The sequence below is a fragment of the Cryobacterium inferilacus genome, assembly GCF_019599185.1.
GTDB lineage: Bacteria > Actinomycetota > Actinomycetes > Actinomycetales > Microbacteriaceae > Cryobacterium > Cryobacterium inferilacus.
The window spans coordinates 11,480-31,554 of the sequence record NZ_JAIEUL010000031.1; the positions used below are offsets into that span (position 1 = coordinate 11,480).

Genomic DNA, 20,075 nt, shown 5'->3' on the forward strand with positions numbered 1-20,075 from the left:
CGCCCGATGGGGGAATGGTCCCGCCCTGCAGATGGGCACCGTCACAGGCACGCCCCGCGGGCGCACAGGCGACGCAGCGGGGGAGCGGTCCAGATCAGGAGTCGTGGTCTCGTTTTGCAGAGTGGCCCGCCTGTTGCTTATCGACCGCGTTTACTGCGCTTTCCTCGTTCCTCGTCGGCTCCGTGCACTCCCAGCGGTCTCAAAGCACAGACGCAGTATCTACGATCCTGGCCACTCTCATTCCTCATTCTTCGTCATTCAATCTGTCACACCTCTGGCATTAGTAATCAACGAGGTAGGCTGACCCCATGATGACCATGCATATCCTCTCCGCGGGAGACGGGTATGCGTACTACACCAGCGAGACTGCAACCGGTGATGTGAAGCGCGAGGCCGGCCAGGAGCTGGGCGATTACTACACCGCCGAGGGCAACCCTCCCGGCGTTTGGGTGGGCTCAGGACTGAACGCTATGGGCGTCTCAGGCACCGTCACCGAGGAGCAGATGAAGGCCCTCTTTGGTGAGGGGCTGCACCCGGACGCAGAGCAGATCATTGCCACAGCTCAGGGCGAAGGCAAGACCGCTGATGAGGCGATCGAGCTGGCCAAGCTGGGCCGCGGCTACTACTCGTACAAGCAGGGAACCACCGACCTCCGCGAGCAGATCGAGACCGGATACAGCGACTTCACCCGGATCAACCACCGCGAACCTAACGCCGAAGAACGCCGCGTTATCCGGGTCCGCGAAGGTGCGCAGGCGTTCCGCACGGCGAAGGGACGGCAGCCGGCTGACAAGGAAGAGCTGGGCCGGTTCATCACCGCGGCCACCCGCCCGACCCAGCAAGCCGTTGCCGGATTCGACCTGGTCTTTTCTCCGGCTAAGAGCGTGTCAACGCTCTGGGGACTGGGCGACAACGAGACCCGGAAGGCGATCGAGGAAGAGCATGAGGCCGCGATCAGCGACACCATCGGCTACCTCGAACGCGAGGCAATCGCCACCCGCGCCGGCACTAACGGCGTGGCCCAGATCGACGTAGAGGGCGGCCTGATTGCCACTCGTTTCCGCCACTACGACTCCCGCAACGGAGACCCGCAGCTCCACGACCACCTCGTGGTCGCGAACAAGGTCAAAGGCGTAGATGGGAAGTGGCGCACCATCGATTCCAAGCTGCTGCACCGGCAGGGTGTTGCCGCATCCGAGTTCTACAACCAACGCGTAATGGACCGGGTTACGGACCGGTTGGAGCTGGCGACCGAGCTGCGCGAGGTCACCCCGGGCAAACGCCCTGTGGTCGAAATCGCCGGGATTGACGCACGCCTCACCGCCGGTTTTTCGACCAGGTCGGCCGGGATCAAAGAGGCCATGGTCAAGCTCGAAGCCGACTACCGGGAGACGCACGGACGCACCCCCGACGCCAAAGCCCGCATTGCCCTGGCACAGCAGGCCACGCTAGACACCAGGCCGCAGAAGCTCCACGCTCGCGCCCTGTCGGCGCTGCGCCCGCTGTGGCGCGCACAGGCAGCAACACTCGTTGGCGACCGCGCGGTGGGCGGGATTTTGGAGAACGCCCAGGCGCACGCACGGGACAACAGCATCCCCAAGACTCCGGCCCAAAACATCACCCTGGCGCAGGCTGCAGCCCAGGTTGTCGAGACCGTGTCCGAGCATCACGCAGTGTGGGGCCCGCACACGATCGAGGCCGAAACCCGCCGCTATATCCAGGCGCAACGCAGCTCCGGCAACACCGTGGAGGGCACGGTCGAGCAGATCACCCAGCACGCCCTCAACACCGATTCCATCACCGTCACCCCGCCGGCACCGCACGGCGCATTCCAGCCCCTCACCCGTCGCGACGGCACCAGCATCTACGAACACAAGGGCCGCCAGCTCCTGACCTCTCGGAGCATCCTGGCCGCTGAGGACACACTGCTGGACGCCGCGCGCACGCGCACCGCCTCGCCCGTATCCCGCGACGTATTCGACCAGGTCGCAGCGAAGGAAGGCCAGCACCTCGACGCCGGCCAGCGCGAGCTGGCCCGGGTATTCGCCACCAGCAGCACCCGCCTTATCGTGGGCTCTGGCCCTGCCGGAACGGGTAAGACAACGGCGCTGCGCGTGGCAGCCCGGGCCGTCGAAGCGCAGGGCGGAAAGGTCATTGGCCTGGCCCCGTCCGCCACCGCGGCCGCGGTGATGAAAGACGCAATTGCGATCGACGCCAAGACGATTCACTCATTCACGTTCCAGAAAGGCAGCCTGGCCGAGCTGCAGCAGCGCACGGAACGCATCGAGGGTTTGGACCTCAACCCGGGCGACGTAATCGTGGTGGATGAGGCCGGCATGGCCGGCACCACCAACCTGGCCAAGGTCACCCGCATTGCCGAGCTGCACGGCGCACACGTCCGCCTCATCGGAGACGACCGCCAGCTCTCAGCCGTCGAGGCCGGCGGCGCGCTGCGCCTGCTCGAAAACGAAGTTGGCTCCGTCAAGCTCGACCAGCTACACCGGTTCTCCAACAACGACGAAGCCGAGGCCACGAAGCTTCTGCGCGACCCCGCGACAACCGGCGACCCGTTCGCTTGGTACGTCAAGAACGATCGCGTAGCCGGCGGCAGCGTGGACCGGATGAGCGGCGAAGTGTTCTCGTCCTGGCAGTCGGACACCACAGCCGGCCTGCACTCGGTGATGCTCGCACAGCAGAACAGCACCGTGGCCGAGCTGAACGCCCGCGCTCAGGCGTTCCGCATGAGTCAGGGCATCGTCAAGGGCAAGCAGTCAGCGCCGCTGCGCGACGGCCTGTCCGCGTACGAGGGCGACACCGTTGTGACCCGCGTGAACAACTCACACTTGAAGGTCAGCGGCGGCCGCGACATCGTCAAAAACGGCGACCTGTGGACGGTGGAGAAAGCACACCGAGACGGAACGCTCACCGTCAGCAACCAGGGCACCGGGGGCACGATCACCCTGCCGAAGGACTACGTGACAGGAGCCGTTGAACTGGGCTATGCGTCCACCATCCACCGCGCCCAGGGCATGACCGCCGACACCGCCCACGTCCTGGCCGACAGCAGCACCAGCCGGGAACTCGCCTACGTCGGCCTGACCCGCGGCAAGCACGAAAACCACCTGTACGTCGAGACCGCCGACGCCCAGCCGGTCAGCGACGTACTCGACCAGATCGCCGGCAACGCTGACGGCATGCTCTCGGCTACCGAGACAATCCGCGCCGAACAGGCCCGGGTAGATGACCTGGTGACCCTCATCGACCAGTACGGCGACGTGAACGAGCGCGCCGACGTGCTGCGCTTCGAGAAGATCGCCAACCAAGGGCTTGGCGAAGACCTGGCAACCACGCTGCGCGAGCATGAGAGCTGGGGCGCGGTCGAGGCCGCGCTACGCCACTCCGAGGCTGCCGGCATGGACCCCGCCGACACGATCCGCCAGGCGTGGACGCAACGCGATATGGCCAACGCCCAAGACCAGGCCGCCGTGCTGGCCTCCCGGATTAGCGACAACACAGACCGCCACCTGGCCACCGTGCCAGCCGACCAGGAGAAGGCCGCCCCGGCAGTGCCGGCGTGGATCGCAGACCGCCGCTCGATCGACTCCGAACACACCGCCCCCGAGTGGCGCGAACACCTGGCAGAACGCTACGAGTACCTACAGACCCGCCTCGAGGAGCGCGGCGCGACAATCGCGGCCGAACAGCCCGAGTGGGCACGCGAGCTGGGCGAAGTTCCCGCTGACACCGACCGCCGGCAGCAGTGGACGGAACTTGCCGCCGAGGTTGACGTGTTCCGCACTCAGTACCGCATTGACCCCAAGGAAACCGCTGCAGTGCCGGCGGACTACCGGCAGCGCCCCGTTGGTGCCGACCTGGCGGAGCGGGTCACGGCCATGCACAAGTCTCAGGTTCTCAGCTCGCGTCCCGCCGCCACCGAGGACGACCGGCAGCGCGCCGCTGCAGCAGCCGCCACGGCCACGCAGCGCGCCCGTGAGAGCGTCAGTGCACCACCAGCCACACGCCCGGCTAAGACGCAGCAGACGACGGCGGAGGCCCTCCGCGCCCAGTTCGCCCGCAAGGCCGAGCTGCAGCGTGAGCAGCTGCGCCGTTCCGGCCTGAACGTCAAGGCCAGCCAGGCCGGCGACAAGCGCAAGGACGAACGCAACCGCCCCGACAACGACCGCAGCCGCGACGACGGTCGAGAGCGTTAGGACGCCAGCGGCGCCCACCGAAAAGGACCCCGACACAATGTGTCGGGGTCCTGTTGTGTCGGCAGCGGAGGCAGCTACCGCCGCCCGCTGCGCACTGCTACGCGGGTAGCTGCCATTCCGCCGGGGGGATTGTCAGAGACACAGCCGGGCCGGTTTCTTTGGTTTCGGAGAGGTGTCCGCGGGTGCGGTCGCAGAACCGGAACGGGCCGTTCGCGGGGTCGAACAGGACCGCAGCGTGCCGGTCCCAATCGTTGATCCACCAGGACGACACCGCCCCGAGGTCGTCGCCCAGCTCGGCGGCCAGGTGAGCTTTCCAGAGCGCGACCAGGCGGGCCACGACTTCTTTGTGTTCGAACCACTGAGCGCACCAGTAAAAGCGCTTGTTGGATCCAACTACCTCCACGATGGAGAAATGTTCCACGACCCAGTCGAGGAACTGCGCTTGCACGTCAACTTCTTCTTCTGGCTCCTCATCGGTGCCAGAGTCAATCGCCCCATCGTTGAGCGAATCGCGCTCCTCGTCAGTGAGCGCTTCTATCTCGTCGTCGGTCAAGCCGGTCACGTCGCCGTCAGCCACGGGGCACTGCCGACCCGATCGCGGGCTTAACCGGGATGGCCGCGGCCGTGCCCTCGATCTTCGCTTTGAGGGTCTTGTCCTTGAACCACGGCACGGTGTGAACCATGACGGGGCGGGACTTGGAATTGAACACGATCGCCCGCCACTCCGGCAAAGAAGCCAGGGTGGCAACGTCCATCGTGTTCACCTTCCGGGTGTTGGTCGAGGTGGACATAGCGCCGTCACGGCCGGTGGAGCTGCCGTAGGTGATTTCGTCGTGTTCTCCGATCAGCGCCGCGATCGTTTTAAGGAATTCGTCATCCAGGACGCCGCCGCCAAAGACGCGGTTGGATGCGGCATCCCAGAGGGTGCCCCAGCCGTCGCGGCCGAACGCGTCGATTCCTTGGGCGCGGGACTGGAAATAGGTGTTCAGGATGATGCCCATGGAGCCGTAATAGGAGTAAACCGAGGGCAGCTCGGGCCACTTCACGATGTTTGCGCACTCGTCCAGCTCGATCACCAGAGGCACGTCCAGGCGGCCGCCGTTGTTCTCGGCGGCACGCTGCGCGGTCTTGCAGATTGCCCGGACAAGAGCCGTCAAGAGGGCCCCGCCGGAGCCCTCACCATCTTTGGACAGCAACACGAGAGTGTCGGTGCTTCTGATGAACGCGGCCGGGTCGAAGCGGCGCACCCCTTCGGCCGAGGTCCAGGCCAGCAGCTCGTCATCGGCCAGGGCGGACGCCATGCGCTGCGCGGTCGCGTACGCGCTGCCGCGGGTCTTGTCTGGCCAGAGCAGAATGCCGGCTATGAAGTCGGCCGGCCCGGTCTTGTTGTGGCGGCTGAGAATGTCCACGACCTCGTCGCCCTGTGCGCGCGAGAGCCAGGAAAACACCTGAGAGAGCGGCTGACCGTCCAGCTTGGCTGCCAGGAAGAAGTAGGCGAGCATGTCGCGGCCGGCCGTGTCGAACTGGGCATCCCCGCCCCGGTCGGAGCCCTTCTTGGTGGAGGCCTCGAAGATCGCCGCCAGCTCTTTCGCGTCGGCCGCGTTCTCGATGTAGTCCAGCGGGTTAAACACAAAATCGGGGTTGAAGTCCCGCCGGTAAATCCGGTTCGGGTCGAAGATGAACGCGCGGCCGCGGTCCTGCCGGCCGGCCAAAGTTTCGCGGACGCCGTCAACCTTGTTTGAGGTCATGATCGCGGCTCCTGGTGCCTCGATCATGTGTCGGATGACGATGCCGGAGGTTTTACCGCGGCCGGGCCCGAACACATACACGCCCAGCTCACGCCAGCCCTGCAGTACCCATTTCTTCGTTCCAATCAGCCGGCCGACGCTCTGCCCCGCCGGCAGGGACTCGGCGCGCGGGTGGAGCTGCGTGGCTTCCTTGGTGCGGGCCTTCTGTCGCAGCACCGCAGACTGCTTGCGCGTAGCCATGTGCGCGATTGCGGCGTTTCCGCGTTTGTTCGCGGCCCGTCGTGCCATCCAGGCCATGAAGCCGATGAACACAGCCAGGGCGAGAATCACGGCGACGACAGAGGCTCCGGTCGCTGCCTGCGGCCAGGGTGCGCCCCGAAGGGCCATATCGCCCAGCAGGGTAAAGAAGTTCCAGGAGTAGGTGTGGCCGGTCGGGGTGATCGCCGCGCCGACGTGCACCGCGAGATAGAGCCCGCCCAGCATTAGCGCTCCCAGGCCGGCGGTCATCCACTTGCTTTTGGTGTCGTTCATAGGTGACCCCTTCGTTAGGCGGTTTTAAGTCGGTGCAGGATCGAGCGCGCAATCCGCGCTTCGTCGTCGGCTCCCGCGAACCGTTCAGCGATCGACACGTCTATGCCGACCATCACCGCCATTTCTGACGGCATGACCCGGCTATCAGCTAAGCGCTGCAGCAGCGCGTAGCGTTCGGGCCGGGTGGTCACGTCATACGTTTTCGCGACCCGGTATGCCTCGTGCAGCCAGTCCAGGACCGAGCGCACGGCGCACACGTCACCGTCAATGTCCACGCCGTTGAGTTGGTAGCTCACTGCTACCAGCTCGGCCGTGATGGTTGCCAGCTCGGCGCGGTGCCGGCGCAGCGCGACGTCTAGCCAGAGGTCCACGGTTACGACGTCGTGCGCCGCGTTGGTAACGGTCCACTCTTCGTTAGCGAGGTTGGCGATCGACGTTGTTTCGGTTGGCATCAGGCACCCGTTTTCAGTGATCCGGTGTAAGCGGGATCGACCTGCAGGTGAATGTGGTTGCAGCCGTCGTTGAACTGATTCAGCCCCGCAAAATCAATCGAGGTGCCGGCGTCTGATCGGCACTGCACTTGCCCGGTAGCGGAACCCTCCGGCATCAGGGGCGCAAGGATATTCAGTAGCTTGATCGCGTTAGCGTCCGCGCCTGTTGTCGGTGTGCGGTCGAGGGAGAAGAAGTCCACCGCGTGGCCGCCCCCGTTAGCCCAGTGGGAGCTATTCGGGTTGCCTAGGTACTGACCAGTGCACAACCGGTTAATGTCGGAGATCCCCACGCTGCCAAACGTGTTCACGGCAATCGTGATGATCTGCAAAACGGCCAGGTTGATTCCGCAGTTCTCGTGAACCTCACCCGCCGCGGCCCAACGGATTTCCCTCAGGTGGTCCGGTGCAATCCCGGTGATGTTACCCGCGTCGATTTTCACGACCAGGTCGGCCGCGAGCTGCTGCGCGTTACCGCCGGCAACTGCCGTCGCAGCGCACGCAGCGTCACCGCCCACGAGAGCGGCAACAACAGATTCTGCTTTGGAGTAGTACGGCGCGTAGTGGTCGGGGTCCGCGTTGATCTGCACGGCGTGAGCCGCTGCCGTGGGCGTCAGCGTCTCCCAGTTCGGGACTTTCACCAGGCGTTGGAAGAAGAAGCCGGCCGACTCAGTCGGGTTGAGGCGCTGCGCCAGAGTGCCCCAGGTGTCGCGCTGCTGGAACAGGCCTCGAGAATCGGGCCCCGCCAGGTCGCCGTATTCGATATTGCGTAGGCCTGATTCCCCCATTGCCGTCATCACGCCCAGCGTCTGGCCTTTCACGTTCACGCCCGCGGCCGCGCCCGCATTGATGATCGCGGCAGCGTTCACGAGCTGGTCGCCGGAATAGCCGGCCACTGGTTCCAGGCCGGCCGCCGTGGCGGGGCTGATTGTGGCCGCCACAGCGCATGAGTTCTTACCGCCGCCGGTCACGAACACGATGCCGGTAAACGCGAATACCAGCACGACTAGAAGGGCAACGCCCCCGAGCTTTCCCATAGTGTCCCCCTCCCCCGGTTACGCCGTCGCCGCGCCGGCTGCCATGGCCTCGTCGGTGTTGGTCACTTCGATTTCCCAATCGGAGCGAACATGGCGCATGTGCGTTTCCGGGTTCGAGCCGTACTTGAACACGCAGTTTCCGGGGTTCAGATTCATCAGGGTCTCCGCGGTATCCGGCGCGAAGTTGAACGTCTGAGTAACCCAACGGGCGTCCTCGTCGCGGTCCTGCCGGAACGCGTAAACCGTCTGCGCTTCCTGCACAACGGTGTAGCCGGGGCTGTCCTCGGGAATGTCGGTTCCCTTGTGCATCACGAACACGTTGGAGATACCCAACGAGCGCGAGAGCTTCTGATTGGCCTTGACCAGGCGAGCAGAGGGCCCACCGATCATGTGCCAGCCCTCCTCATAGACAACGTTGGTGATAAACCCGCGCTCCTGGCGGAGCCGGCCCATCAGCCACATGTTGCCGATCGCCATAACCGTGGGCACCGCGGGCCCGTCGTCGGGGAGCTGGGACACGTCGAACGTCGTCAGCTTGTGTGCCAGGTCAACGTTTCGGCTGGTCTCTCCGTCGAATACTCCGGCGTAGGTTTCCAGCAGGTTTTCCAGGCCAAAGCGGATCGACAAACCCGCCTGGTGGAATCGTTCCTTGGCCAGGTCCGAGAGGTTCTGATCCGCCGGAACGTCGCCCAGGTGCGGCAGTAAATCCGCCGTGGTGGCCGCGCGGGTGGTGCCCTTCGCTTCCATCTCAGCAAACAAGTTCTGCAGCGCGTAGCGGGTGGCTTTTTCTTCCCACTCCGACGCCGGCAGATCGTTGCGCGCAATGCGCGCAACGGCATTGATAAGCAGCATCTGGCCCTGCAGGCCGGTGCCTTGAGCGATAAAGGGGTCCATAAGGTTCAGGCGGGTGCCGGAGCCGTCCGGGGCGAACTGCAGCGGTTCTGCACCAAGCCGGCGGGCAGCGGCCGAGTATTCGCCCTCGCCGTTCTGGTCCTTCTTGTCGAACACCACCGCGCGGTGATTGCGCAGCAGCAGCGGGCGCATGACAAGCACCGTTTTGGTGAACGAGGACTTGCCAGAACCGACCGTGCCCAGCACCAGCACGTTAGGGCTGGTGATGCGCCGCGGCGTCATGTTGTAGGCGGTCGGAGCATCGTGGCAAATCATCGTCGACGAGAGATTGTCTGTCCCGTTCACGACTCCCTCAATCCCGGTCGGGGCACCGATGATGCCCGTATTCAGAATCTCGGCCTGTCGTGTCGTCGTCGGCGCTCCGGCCAGTGAAGGGGCGTACCAACCGCGGGCGGCCGCTGAGGGCGACGAGCGCAGCTGGGAGCCGGGCAGGCTGAACGGTGTCACGTCCAGAGGTGCGCCGGCCGTGGCCGTGCCCTCGCCGCCGGTCAGTACCGGGGCCATGGCCTCCGGGGCCACGAAGATTTTCAGCAATGGAATCTTGGCAAGTCGCGGCTGCCGGCGCGGCATGTCCACGTTTTCGACGGCGGCAGTTGCGGCCGGCTTGGTCTTGATTCGGGTGTTGCTCATGAGATTGCTTCTTTCTCGCTACGGCCAGCCAGGCGGCCAATGAAGCGGGTCGCGAAGGAGGCCGAGTCAGCGCGTAGTCCGCGCCCAATCGGCCAAGTGCTGCCAGAGGCGGCGGCTTGATAGGAGTCCTGCCAGTCCAGGTGATCGATGCCCAAACCGGTGGAGCAGGCTTCTTCGAGCTGCCGTGAGGCTTGCGCGAGCTCGTCGCGGCTGCCGGCGGAAATGGTGATGTATCCCACCCAGGAAACGCCGTGGTGGTGCGAGCCGGCGGAGAGGTCCGCGGCACGGCGCTGCGCGGCTGACATTCGAGTGGTCGAGTCGTCGGAGACCAAACGGCCCTTCTCTTGGTCGGCGACTACGCCGGCCATATCGCGCACCACATCGGCGCGTGCGGCGGCTTTAGCCTGGCCCGCGGGGATCAAGTGGAGGTGGAACGTAACCGTGCGGACAAACGTTAGTTCTCGCCCGATGAGCAGGTCCAAGCTCCACAGCGGGGACCGGCCGGCAACGGCCAGGTTCTCCCCGTGGATCGCGGCGGTACGGTGCCACCAGGTCACGGCCGGAGCGTTTTCGTCTGACTCCCCCGGGTGCACAAAAGTGGGATCGAAGCTCTCGACCACATGCGCCGAGAACTCGTCATGCGAGGCCAACCCGAACTGTGTTGGTTCGACCTGGCGCACCAGGTCAATGGGCATGCTCGGGTTTTGCTGGTGAAGAATCAGCGCCGCCGTTTGCTTGGCCGTCAACGCGACTACGTCACCCTCACGCGCGTCTGTGAGACCGCGCACGGTAGCCCTGATTTCGTCGTCCATCAGAGCCCGCCAGGCGTCACGACCCGTGCCGAATTTTGCGGCCGCGTCGGTGAACTGCTGGTTTAGCGGCCAGGACACGACGACGTAATGCCGCTGCACCATGGCGTCTGCGCTGGCCCGGCGAATGACCTGGTCATAGGACTTGGTCTGCGCGTAGAAGGATTCCCGCTGCGCGTCCGTCCACGGCTCCTCAGCCGTTTCGGTCTCTAGGCGATTGGTCACCCAGAGTTGCTGCCGCGCCGAGTCGGGCGGCAGTACCCGAGTGAGTGGCTGAATGTCGCTGATGAGCGACGACGGCGAGGCCCGGCGGGCCAAGAACCGACCCCAGGCTGCAGACGCCCGCACGAGAGACTGTGCGGTCTCCATCCCCCGGAGCTGCCCGGAGACGCTGAACGCGACCGAGAGGTAGGGCTGCTGCCCAATCGGAGCATGCCAAGCGATACCCGGCAGGTTGGCTGCATACTGCAGCCAGCCCATCCCGTCGGCGCCGTCCGGGTTAGCCCGCATCTGAACTAGGGCACGCGCCGCAGCGGCCTTCTCCGGCTTGGTGCCGGTAGTGGCGAGCTGCTGCAGTCGGCCCCACTCCTCATCGTCGTACGGCGTGTACACGTCCGTGCCGAGGCGCTTCCGTGAGCGCCACCGTGAGCGCTTGGCCCGACGCTGCAGGATGGTTCCGCGGTGCGTGCGCGCGGTAACGAGCATGGTCGCCCCAGCCCCGCCGGCAGCGATCAAAAGCACGACCAGGGAACTGGTCAGAGCCATGCCGACAATGCCACCAATGACGAACACGGCCAAACCAATCGTGCGGCCCTTCGAGGACGTACCGCCGAAGAAGGACCGGTGACCAGACTCGCCGCCGAGGTAACGAATCGCTGTTTCCTTGGTGTTACTCATGAGGTCGAGTCCTTCCCATAGTGTTCGTCTTGGTCCTCCACAGGTTCAGCCGCGGCCGCGCCCACAGAGTCAGAAACCTTCTTCGTGGCGTCACCGGCAGCCATTGCGCCGGCCACGATCATTGTCGGAATGCCGATAGCGGCACCGACACCAGTTGAGGACTCGGCAGCGCCAGCGGCCGCCGCACCCTCCGCAGCAGTAGCCGCGGTAGCTCCCTCAGCAGCAGCACCGCCTGCAGCGCTGCCCTTTGTGGCCGCGGTGATCGATGAGCTGGCCTCCTCGGACCCAGCGCCAGTACCGCCGGAGCTGGGAGCGCCGGAACTGCCGGACGAGCTGGACATGCCGGTGCTAGACGGCGCGGAATCACTGCTGTTAGCGGTCCCGCCGCTGTCGGGCTGGGAGCTAGACCCTGAGTCGCTGACTTTCGCATCGGCCTGCTGCATGGAACTCGAACCGATGTTGCCCCCGCGAGAGGGAACCCCGCCACTGCCGCCCATGGGCAGGACCGGCGCAAACTTCGTCAGCAATACCGGCGACAGCCCCGCGATCAGCAGCGACAGGATCGACACCACGAGCGTTATCGTGCGTTCCAGGTTTGCGTCCCCATCGAACACATTGATGGTGCTTGAAACCATCGAATAGGCGATCGCGAGCATGAAGAACAGCAGCGGGTGAGACGCCAGGATGCCGAACCAAAGATAGGAAATCTTCAAACCGAAAGCGCGCTTCGTCGGGTCAACTATCCAGACGAACCCGAGGGGGAAAAGTACCCCCGAGAAGTACAGCGTGATGAGTTGCACAATGAGGATCAGCACCACGATCAAGAGGCCAATAATCATGAAGATCATGAGAATTATGCCGATGATCGCGCCGCCGGCCAGGCCCGCGCCGTTGTCATCGTGGCTTAACATCTCGGAGAACTTGTCCACGATGGTTTGCGCGGACGAATTGATTCCCCAGCTGATGAGCGAGTCCGACAGCGCGCCGAAGAACTTCACCAGAACCGCACCCACAGCCGGCCCAAACGCTGCGCCAACGAGAAATAGCGGTGCGTACAGGCCCAGCGATTCCGCTAGGTCCCGGCCCGACTGCTGCCCTCGTGCCGTGCGGACGAACTGCGGGATAAGCAGAGCAGCAAGCACGAACACGGCCAGGCCGAAACTGATCCGATAGGAGCTGATAAACCAATCAGCCGTCAAATCAGGCAGGGTCGCATGGGTGATCGCGGGCAGCACATCATCGGCCAGGCCCTTAGCGCCGTCCTGCAACATCTGGAAAGAGTTGCCCGCCGGGTCAGACCAGAAGTCAGCGAATCCGTTTGCTGTTTCTACTGCACCGCCTACGGCATCCCCGACACCTCCAAAGAAGTCACCGACTGCACCGACGGCATCTTCGAGGCCGCCGTTTACGTCGCTATTTAGGCACTCCACGGGAGTTGCACAAGGCTTCTCAGCCATTAGCAACCGCCCGTGTACCTGGTGCCGCCGGCAGCTAGCAAGTCTTGGTCCGGGCTGATCCCTGACTCAACGTGCCAGGCGTCGTTCTCCCAGACCATGACGAAGCCGCCCACACCGACCTCAGTTGGACTGAGCGCCCCGTCAATGACGTACCCGGCCGCGAGGGAGACGATGATCCGGTCAGGGGTCGATTCTTCCGAAACGCGCCAGAGCCCGTTTGTGGATGACATGTGGAAGGGAGTCCCCGCCGCGATCTTTCCGCCGGTCGGGTTGTCCCCGACAGCTTCAAAGCTTGTGGAGAGTTGCTTGAAGCTGTCCGGCGCGTTCCTGCCGATGACGCCGCTACTGACCGCGTCTAGCTGGTCAGCGGGTGCGTAGGGGTACTGCCAGTAGAACCGGTAGAAGGAAGTAGCGACTTCGACCGCTCCGTAGGTGGTGTGGCTCGCCGTTTTCTGCGCGTCCTGCACCATAAGGGCGTTGCGGTCCTGGCCGCCGAGGCAGCCGGTGGGCGCTACGCCGTCGTCGTCGTCGCCCGCGCCGGAGCTGCCCCCGTCAGAGGGTGCGGATGCGCTTGGTGTCGGTTCGCTCGACGCCACTGCAGCGGGGTTGCCACCTGGTTGGGCGGACGAGTAGACGATGCCGCCGGCTACAGCGACAACGACCACGGCCCCGCCAATGACATAGGGCCACCGGCTACGGCCGGCTTTGGTGTACATGCGCATGCTGCGCCTCCTAGGGGTTGGGCAGTTAGCCGACGAAACTGAGGATCGCGCCGACGATCAGCGCGAGACCGGCGAGACCGGCAAGGGAGACGGCAGCCCAAACAGCCTTCTTGCGCCCCTGAGCGTGCTGCTGCGGGTTCGGGTTGGTGTCACCGGAAGCGCCGGCCATTGCCACTAGCCCGAAGGCGAGGTAGACGATGGAGACCAGGATCGCGATAGCCCAGATGGCGGTGATGACCTTTTGCCATAGCTGGGTGAACTCAGCGCCACCGAACGAGAAATCGGGGATAAGCCCATCAAGAGGGTTATCGACGGCAAGGGGCAGATGGCTTACTGCAGAGAGAATCAAATCGTTCATTGGTGTGCCTTTCAGTGTTCGGTCGAAACCGAGTTTTTGAGGGAAGTAACTACCGCGGCCGCGGCGGCCGTGAATGCGTCACGAGTCGCGGGCGCGAGCTTGGAGAGGGTGATCTGCTGACGCTCGGCAATGTGGGCGTCATAGGGAACTTCGTGCAGCGACGTAATGCCGGCTTCGTACAGCAGGCGCGCCACCTCATCGGAAACAGCTTGGTTTTCCGGCCGGCCGTCCGTGAGCCGAATAGCGATAGCGGTGTCTGCCAGGCGCTTGGCCTGGCCGCCAGCAGCGCGCAGCTCCTCGAGTAGCTGAATCGCTTCGAGTACCGAGTCCCCCGCGTTCATCACGGGGATAACGAGAACGTCGGCAACCGAGACCGCGCCCTGAAAAGCAGACGACGTAGTGACGTTGCCCGAGTCCATAACGCGAATCCCGTAGAACTCATCGATGACCTTGCAGACCGAGACCACGGCCTCACCGCTCAGACGGTCCCGCCGGCCGGTCGAGGCGATCACGTCAGCAAACGACGTTTGCGGGGCGGTGTAGCCATGGAGTCGGCCGGCGGTCTTGACCTGGTCAACATCGCGAACCAACTCCCCCAGACCAAGCTTCGGGTTGCCTTCGGCCCGATAACCCAACGCCCCCGGGTCGTCAGAAACTTCCAGGACCGCAGTTGATCCCCCACGGATCGATGCCAGTACACCCGCGAGGATGACCGCTGTAGGAGTTTTCCCGGTCCCGCCCTTGGGGTTGTTCACCAGGACCGAAACGGCGCGCGTCCAGGTCGCTTGGCGGATAACCGTTTCGGCGGCGCGGCGCACCGATTCGACGCGCCGGGCCTCGATTTCATCGGGCCCTGGCTTGACCGGCAGTCCCATCCTGGCCATAGCGCCGCGGAAACCCATGGTGGCTTTACCTCGGTCAGGCAGCGCTGACTCGTTCGCCCCGCCCCCGAAGAGAACTGATTGTGAACCAGGCGCTGGGGTGGCCGGGCCCAACGTGACGATTGGTATCGAGCTGGACGGGCCGCCATCATCCTTGCCCGCCACCTTGGCTGTAGGTGCCACGGCTGGCCGCTTCGTGTCCACTTCGACGTACTGGCTAGCGCGGGCAGCGCCACCGAATACCCCGGCGTCACGTCCTCGACTGTTCTCAGTCATTGTTTTCCTCTCGAATAGACTCATACACATTCGAGGAAGATAACGAGCCCCCGAGATGCCCTATAAGTGTCGCCGAAAGAGGCGGTAGCGTGGCACCTGAATAGGGGTAATTCCCAAAGAAAGTTCAAACAAATTTCCCGTAATGACGCGTAAATTACTCAATGTCCCCCTAAATGCGGACACAAAAAGAGAGATATGACCTCACTATCACGACCCGCAGACACTGGCGGAACTGTCCACATTTGGTGGATATGCAACGGAGTGGAGCATGCCCGTCTACTCTCGGCTCCAACAGGACGTGAGGAGTTCCGCCAAAATGAACGACATGCCTGGAATCAACGCCCCCGAACGGGTGGCCCGTTTCCACGAGGCCTATTCGGCTCCCACGCGAGCGATCGTGCTGCGCATTGTTCTCAAAAGACCGTTGACGTACACCGAGCTTTTCGATCTCATCCCGGAAGACGTAATGTCGCGCAACTCGGTGCACGAGGCGCTGAAGGATCTCGGCCGACTTGGCTACATCGAGGACGATGCACCAGACGAACTGAAGCGTCGACCATCCAAGACCACGTTCTGGGCCAACCGCGAACTGATCGCCGAAGACCTCGGCGCTACAGTCGCGCACCTTCTGGGCTGAACACCCCTCCCAGCAGTCGTAGCGGGGAGTCTCCTTGGACTCTGTTCGTCAGCGCACGCATGCACGCTTCATCTCGAAGACACGCCGCCGATGCGCGCCGTAGTCCGAGATATAGGAATAGTGTTTCTCCTATGGCAATCCGACGGCGCGAACGAGGCACCCTTGTTGATCCGGTGACCCTCGGCTGGGTTGTCCAAAAGCAGCAACGCGAGAAGTTCATTGCGATTGCCGAGAGAGCCGACGTTTCGGCGGCCGTGCTGTTTGAGCAGGTTGTCGATCACCTTGAACTCACCGACCAGGGCATACCGCCGTGGATGCCTTCAAAGAACCGTGACGGGGAGCTGCCCATCGACTCCGACTAACAAGTAAGGCCCGCCGCTTTCGCGACGGGCCTTGAAGCTATGGCTCGAACCTGAAGAAGTTTGGCGACTGACCAGGTTCAGAGCATTTCCCGCAAAACCACCGGCTACCAACCGGGCCTTTGCTGTACCCCAATGAAGGAGTGACTTCATCATAAGCGTAAACACGCCCAAAACGCTCGCTCACGCGCCAAAAACCGGCACTGTCGTGTCCCCCATTGTGCGGACGTCCGGCGCCCCTCGTGAGAATGGAGAGAATCGCGCGGCCTCCTGGTCGCTGCAACCGGCCGAAGGTGCTTACTCCGAGGTAGTCGCATGGACCAGTGGCGCGGCCTGGTTCGACGCCCTAATGGACTGCCTGGCGACTCCCCCCGGCGAGGAATGCCGCCGCCTGGCCAAGGTCGCCGCCGGCACCCTGCTGCGCGTGGCGCGCGCTGATTGGCTCTCAGCGGACGTGGCCACCGGCCGGGGAGTCAGCACCGCACACGAGACAGTCGCGGCCGAGCTGGGCATGTCAGGCAAGACCGTTCAGCGAGCCCGTGAGCTGCTGGAAACACTGGGATTCTCCGTCACTATCGCTGTCGGCCGTTACCTCACCAGGAGCGAGCGCACGGCCGCACACCAGGTGCACGGCGGCCGCCAGTACCGCGCCGCATCACTGCGCGCGCTGACGCTGCCGAAGAAGCAGCCTGTGGAAAATGTCCAGCTACCTTCCCCCCGGGAAGGTAAGTCTTTATCTCCCGTTGTTAAATTATCACCAACACGCGCTGACGCGCGTCGGCCGGTCGCTTCGCTCCCCCAGCAAAGATCAATGAAGAACAAGCGCCGTGGTCACGATCGCAAACCGCGCCCGCTGATCGATCAGCGCCTAGCCGCCGAGTTGGTGGCCCGCCTCCCCTGGCTCAACAAGGGCCGGCACGTTGGCACAGTAAGCCTGTTCCTCCAGCGTTTGGGCGTGACCGGCCATGACTGGACCGCTCACGGCCTCCTGGCTGCCGTGGATCAGTTCTGCGCCAGCACTGGCGCACGCAACGTCGATCCGCGCGCCCACCGCGATCCCGTGGCCTACCTGGCCTGGCTCATCAACAAAGCCCGAGAAGCCGGCGCAGAGCCCAACCGCACGCGCCACGCCGCCGCAGCCGCACGTCGAGCCGTCGAGCAGGCAGCGCGCGCCGCGGAAGCTCGCCAGGAGGCCGAGCGCGTGGCCGCTATCGACCAGGCAGCCGTGCAAGCGATCTTGGACCAGATGCGCCGCGACTTCCCCAAGCGGATTAGACCGACACGAGGGACAGCCGGCCTCTCCGCGCGCCGTTGACTCCCCCAGCTCAACCGTTCCCCATCGGGTGACGCCAACGAATAGCTGCGCGATTCCTTGCCACGAGGTTGTTTCTCTTCCGAACTCCGAACTAGGAACTACGAGTTACGAGGTGTGCGAGGAATTGACATCGAGATTCACCGTGGGACTTAGTAACTCCGGGTTCGGAACTCCTAGTTACGAACTACGAACTACGACTTCGGAACTCCGAACTTGCTTGACGGCGCGACCTGTTGCACCTAGGCTGACTCTGTAGCTCCGAACTGCTAACTCGGAGTTCCGAACTCCGAGTTACGAACTCGGTCTCAATCTGAAAGGTCACCACATGCGAATAGTCGCAGTAGCTCAGCAAAAGGGCGGGGACGGTAAGTCCACCGTGACAATCAACCTGGCCGCGTCCCTGGCTGCATCTGGTTCACGTGTCCTGGTCGTTGACGTTGACCCGCAGCAGTCAAGCGCCTGGTGGTTCGACCACGGCCCCGAATTCGAGTTCGACCTAGCCGCAGATACAGAGGTGGGCAACCTGGCCCGGTTGCGTGAGCTGCCATACGACGTGATCTTGGTGGACACACCCGGCTCGCTGCACGACCTCCCCGTGCTGGACGCTGTTCTCGACGTGGCCGACTTTGTCATCCTGCCGTGCAAGGCCACAGCGTTGTCGATTAAGCCCCTCACGCGCACGCTCAACGAACACGTCATAACCCGTGGCGTGCCCTACCGAGTTCTGGCGAACCGCGTGAAGCCGCGAAGCATCGACGCGACGGGCACGTTCAAGGACGCACGCGGCCTGTACGACCTTCTCGACGGCGCGGGATACCTGCACTTCCGCTCTTTCCTGCGCGAGTACCAGGTATACGAGGACGCCACAGGGGAGGGCGTCTCGATCCTGCACTATGGCGGCCGGGACGCGTCGAAGGCGCAAGCCGACCTGGCTGCAGTAACAACCGAATTGCTCACGGTCTGGGCACACGAGACGACAGAGGCGGTTCACTAATGGCACGTAAGGATCTCGGTTCCATGCTCGGCGGCGACATTGCCGTAGCCGGCCCCGCAGCGCCACCGGTCGAGAAGGCTGCGCCGGCCGCGTCGCCGACCGTTGCAGCGGCACCAGCTGCACCCGTGAGCGTGCTGGCAGCGCCTCCCGCTGACTGGCCTCAGGACGTTCGCAGCGTCCCTCGCTGGCTCACCTACGAGCGCAAAGAAACCCGCATTCGACCCGACCAGCTCGAATGGGTTGAAGCGCAGCGCAAGGAACTTAACCAGCGCCGACAGGGCGCCGGTGAGCGCCTGACAGACAACACCTTGATACGAGTTGCCCTCGACCTGCTTATCAAGCACCAGGGCGAGCTGCAGGGCGCAACAGAGGACCAGCTGCGCCAGTCACTCGGCCTCACCGACTAACGGCTCAACCATGATGACCGTCTACAGCAAGCCGAACTGCGTGCAGTGCATCGCAACCTATCGCGCGCTCGACGGCAAGGGGATTGAGTACCAGGTCATAGACCTGACCACCAACGCTGCCGCGTTGGAGTACGTCATGGAGGAGCTTGGTTACAGCCAAGCCCCCGTAGTCGTGGCGGACGAACACGACCACTGGTCAGGTTTTCGTCCAGACAAAATCAGCCAGCACGCGTGAACCGGTTAAGCCAGGGGAGAGGTCGACCCAGGGTCTCGCGTCCAGGACCTATCGCGTGCGGGAGAGCGTCAGCGATCGTTCTCGCCGGAGTTGAGGAGGGGGTCGCCGAACAGATGTACTTGACGTTGTGAGCGCTCGACCTCCATCGGGTCCGGGTCCGGGGCGCTGTCCGGTAGCGGAGCCGGTGCTTCTCCCTGCTCGACCACGGCGTCCGATGCCTTCTGTACGGCTCGAAGCTGTGATTTTCGGCGCTATGTGGCGGCGTTCTGTGACCGCTATTGGCTCATCGACCTGGTTACTTGCGTTGGCTCAGAGTGGGTAAACAGCGTCTTGTATCCCATGGGATACAAGACGCTCTGGTTTCGAGACACCTTGCGCATGCTCAGTCGCCGACGTCGATCAGCCTTCGGGACCGTTTTCTAGCGCGCATTTTTCCGGGTCGATCCCAGCCTCAATCATTTGCGCCCAGACCTGTTCGGACGACTCTTTCGGTGGCACTCCGGCCGCGGTTAGGCAGGCCTGATAAATGATGGTGGCGGTTGAGCTGTCTTTGTTCTGGAACTGCCATCGCTCATCGACGCGTTGGAACTCGCCAAAGTAACACCGGTCATAGTCGCCGGAATCATAGGCAGCACTCGACATTGAGAACGTAATGATGTCCGCATCCTTCTCAACACCCACCAGCGGCTGCTCGGCTTTCACCATGCACGCCTCGAAGCGGTCGAAGGCCGCCGTGTACTCCTCTTCCGACACGCCGCCTACCAACTCATCCAGCTGCTGATCCGACGCCACAACTTCCGGCAGATTGTCAAGCACGACAGGTGCGTTATCTCCCGACGCTGGGGAGGCTGAACATCCTGCGAGCGACAGCATCAACATCGCTGCGACAGCAAGCGCAACAGAAGCTGACTGAGACATGTTCGCGGCGCTTGTGTACATGAGTCCCCCCAAGAGTCGGCTGCTACGTCACAACCTGGCTGAACTCTAGATGGCACTGCCCATGCGGTCAATGGTGCTGGTGCTCGGAAGAGGCGAGCGAGCGGTCAACGAGCCACGTTCGGGCGGCTCAAGGCGGTATCACCAGTCTCATATGGCATGGGATATGAGGCAATGAGGATATGAGACAGTCGGCAAAATTGCGAGACGCTCTGGCTGCGACGCGCCACACCTA

18 protein-coding genes are annotated in these 20,075 nt (G+C 63.7%); 7 read left to right on the forward strand and 11 right to left on the reverse strand.

The window, feature by feature from the left end; genetic code table 11:
* Nucleotides 1-308 precede the first annotated feature (308 nt).
* Nucleotides 309-4,211, forward strand: a complete 3,903-nt coding sequence (gene mobF / locus K2F54_RS17940; RefSeq protein WP_220607223.1) for a MobF family relaxase — start codon at nt 309-311, stop codon at nt 4,209-4,211.
* Between the two features lie 97 nt (nt 4,212-4,308).
* Here the strand turns inward: mobF and K2F54_RS17945 are convergent, their stop codons facing one another.
* From K2F54_RS17945 to K2F54_RS17990, 10 genes are read right to left on the reverse strand one after another with little or no spacing between them, the layout of a single operon-like run.
* Complete coding sequence (locus tag K2F54_RS17945; RefSeq protein ID WP_220607224.1) at nt 4,309-4,788, reverse strand: DUF4913 domain-containing protein; 480 nt, start codon at nt 4,786-4,788, stop codon at nt 4,309-4,311.
* A complete protein-coding gene (locus K2F54_RS17950; protein WP_220607225.1) occupies nt 4,781-6,490 on the reverse strand; it encodes a type IV secretory system conjugative DNA transfer family protein in 1,710 nt (569 codons plus the stop codon). The genes K2F54_RS17945 and K2F54_RS17950 overlap by 8 nt, the downstream gene beginning before the upstream one ends.
* A gap of 14 nt (nt 6,491-6,504) precedes the next feature.
* Nucleotides 6,505-6,942: a hypothetical protein gene (locus K2F54_RS17955; protein WP_220607226.1), complete on the reverse strand. Its 438-nt coding sequence runs from the start codon at nt 6,940-6,942 to the stop codon at nt 6,505-6,507.
* Nucleotides 6,942-8,015, reverse strand: coding sequence for a hypothetical protein (locus K2F54_RS17960; protein ID WP_220607227.1), 1,074 nt, complete (start codon nt 8,013-8,015; stop codon nt 6,942-6,944). Before K2F54_RS17960 ends, K2F54_RS17955 begins: the two co-directional genes overlap by 1 nt.
* An 18-nt stretch (nt 8,016-8,033) precedes the next feature.
* Nucleotides 8,034-9,557, reverse strand: coding sequence for a type IV secretory system conjugative DNA transfer family protein (locus tag K2F54_RS17965; protein WP_220607228.1), 1,524 nt, complete (start codon nt 9,555-9,557; stop codon nt 8,034-8,036).
* A complete protein-coding gene (locus K2F54_RS17970; protein ID WP_220607229.1) occupies nt 9,554-11,263 on the reverse strand; it encodes a hypothetical protein in 1,710 nt (569 codons plus the stop codon). Before K2F54_RS17970 ends, K2F54_RS17965 begins: the two co-directional genes overlap by 4 nt.
* The gene (locus K2F54_RS17975; protein WP_220607230.1) at nt 11,260-12,720 is read right to left on the reverse strand and encodes a hypothetical protein; all 1,461 of its coding nucleotides are present in this window, start codon (nt 12,718-12,720) and stop codon (nt 11,260-11,262) included. The genes K2F54_RS17970 and K2F54_RS17975 overlap by 4 nt, the downstream gene beginning before the upstream one ends.
* Nucleotides 12,720-13,442, reverse strand: coding sequence for a hypothetical protein (locus K2F54_RS17980; protein ID WP_220607231.1), 723 nt, complete (start codon nt 13,440-13,442; stop codon nt 12,720-12,722). The genes K2F54_RS17975 and K2F54_RS17980 overlap by 1 nt, the downstream gene beginning before the upstream one ends.
* Nucleotides 13,443-13,467: 25 nt before the next feature.
* Entirely contained in the window at nt 13,468-13,800 is a 333-nt protein-coding gene (locus K2F54_RS17985) for a hypothetical protein (protein ID WP_220607232.1), read from the reverse strand.
* A gap of 11 nt (nt 13,801-13,811) precedes the next feature.
* Nucleotides 13,812-14,702 (reverse strand): nucleotide-binding protein, encoded by an 891-nt coding sequence (locus tag K2F54_RS17990; RefSeq protein ID WP_255577280.1) that lies wholly within the window; start codon nt 14,700-14,702, stop codon nt 13,812-13,814.
* 571 nt (nt 14,703-15,273) lie between these two features.
* Between K2F54_RS17990 and K2F54_RS17995 the strand changes: the two genes are divergently transcribed.
* From K2F54_RS17995 to nrdH, 6 genes are all read left to right on the forward strand, one after another.
* The gene (locus tag K2F54_RS17995) at nt 15,274-15,594 is read left to right on the forward strand and encodes a hypothetical protein (RefSeq protein ID WP_220607234.1); all 321 of its coding nucleotides are present in this window, start codon (nt 15,274-15,276) and stop codon (nt 15,592-15,594) included.
* A 131-nt stretch (nt 15,595-15,725) separates the two neighbouring features.
* The gene (locus K2F54_RS18000; protein ID WP_220607235.1) at nt 15,726-15,956 is read left to right on the forward strand and encodes a hypothetical protein; all 231 of its coding nucleotides are present in this window, start codon (nt 15,726-15,728) and stop codon (nt 15,954-15,956) included.
* A gap of 346 nt (nt 15,957-16,302) precedes the next feature.
* Nucleotides 16,303-17,268: a hypothetical protein gene (locus tag K2F54_RS18005; RefSeq protein ID WP_220607236.1), complete on the forward strand. Its 966-nt coding sequence runs from the start codon at nt 16,303-16,305 to the stop codon at nt 17,266-17,268.
* Between the two features lie 376 nt (nt 17,269-17,644).
* Nucleotides 17,645-18,262: a ParA family protein gene (locus K2F54_RS18010; RefSeq protein ID WP_431193898.1), complete on the forward strand. Its 618-nt coding sequence runs from the start codon at nt 17,645-17,647 to the stop codon at nt 18,260-18,262.
* The gene (locus tag K2F54_RS18015; RefSeq protein WP_220607238.1) at nt 18,262-18,669 is read left to right on the forward strand and encodes a hypothetical protein; all 408 of its coding nucleotides are present in this window, start codon (nt 18,262-18,264) and stop codon (nt 18,667-18,669) included. Before K2F54_RS18010 ends, K2F54_RS18015 begins: the two co-directional genes overlap by 1 nt.
* Before the next feature lie 10 nt (nt 18,670-18,679).
* The gene (gene nrdH, locus K2F54_RS18020; protein WP_220607239.1) at nt 18,680-18,904 is read left to right on the forward strand and encodes a glutaredoxin-like protein NrdH; all 225 of its coding nucleotides are present in this window, start codon (nt 18,680-18,682) and stop codon (nt 18,902-18,904) included.
* A 399-nt stretch (nt 18,905-19,303) separates the two neighbouring features.
* On the opposite strand, the gene K2F54_RS18025 is transcribed toward nrdH, so the two are convergent.
* Entirely contained in the window at nt 19,304-19,720 is a 417-nt protein-coding gene (locus K2F54_RS18025; protein ID WP_220607240.1) for a hypothetical protein, read from the reverse strand.
* Between the last annotated feature and the right edge of the window lie 355 nt (nt 19,721-20,075).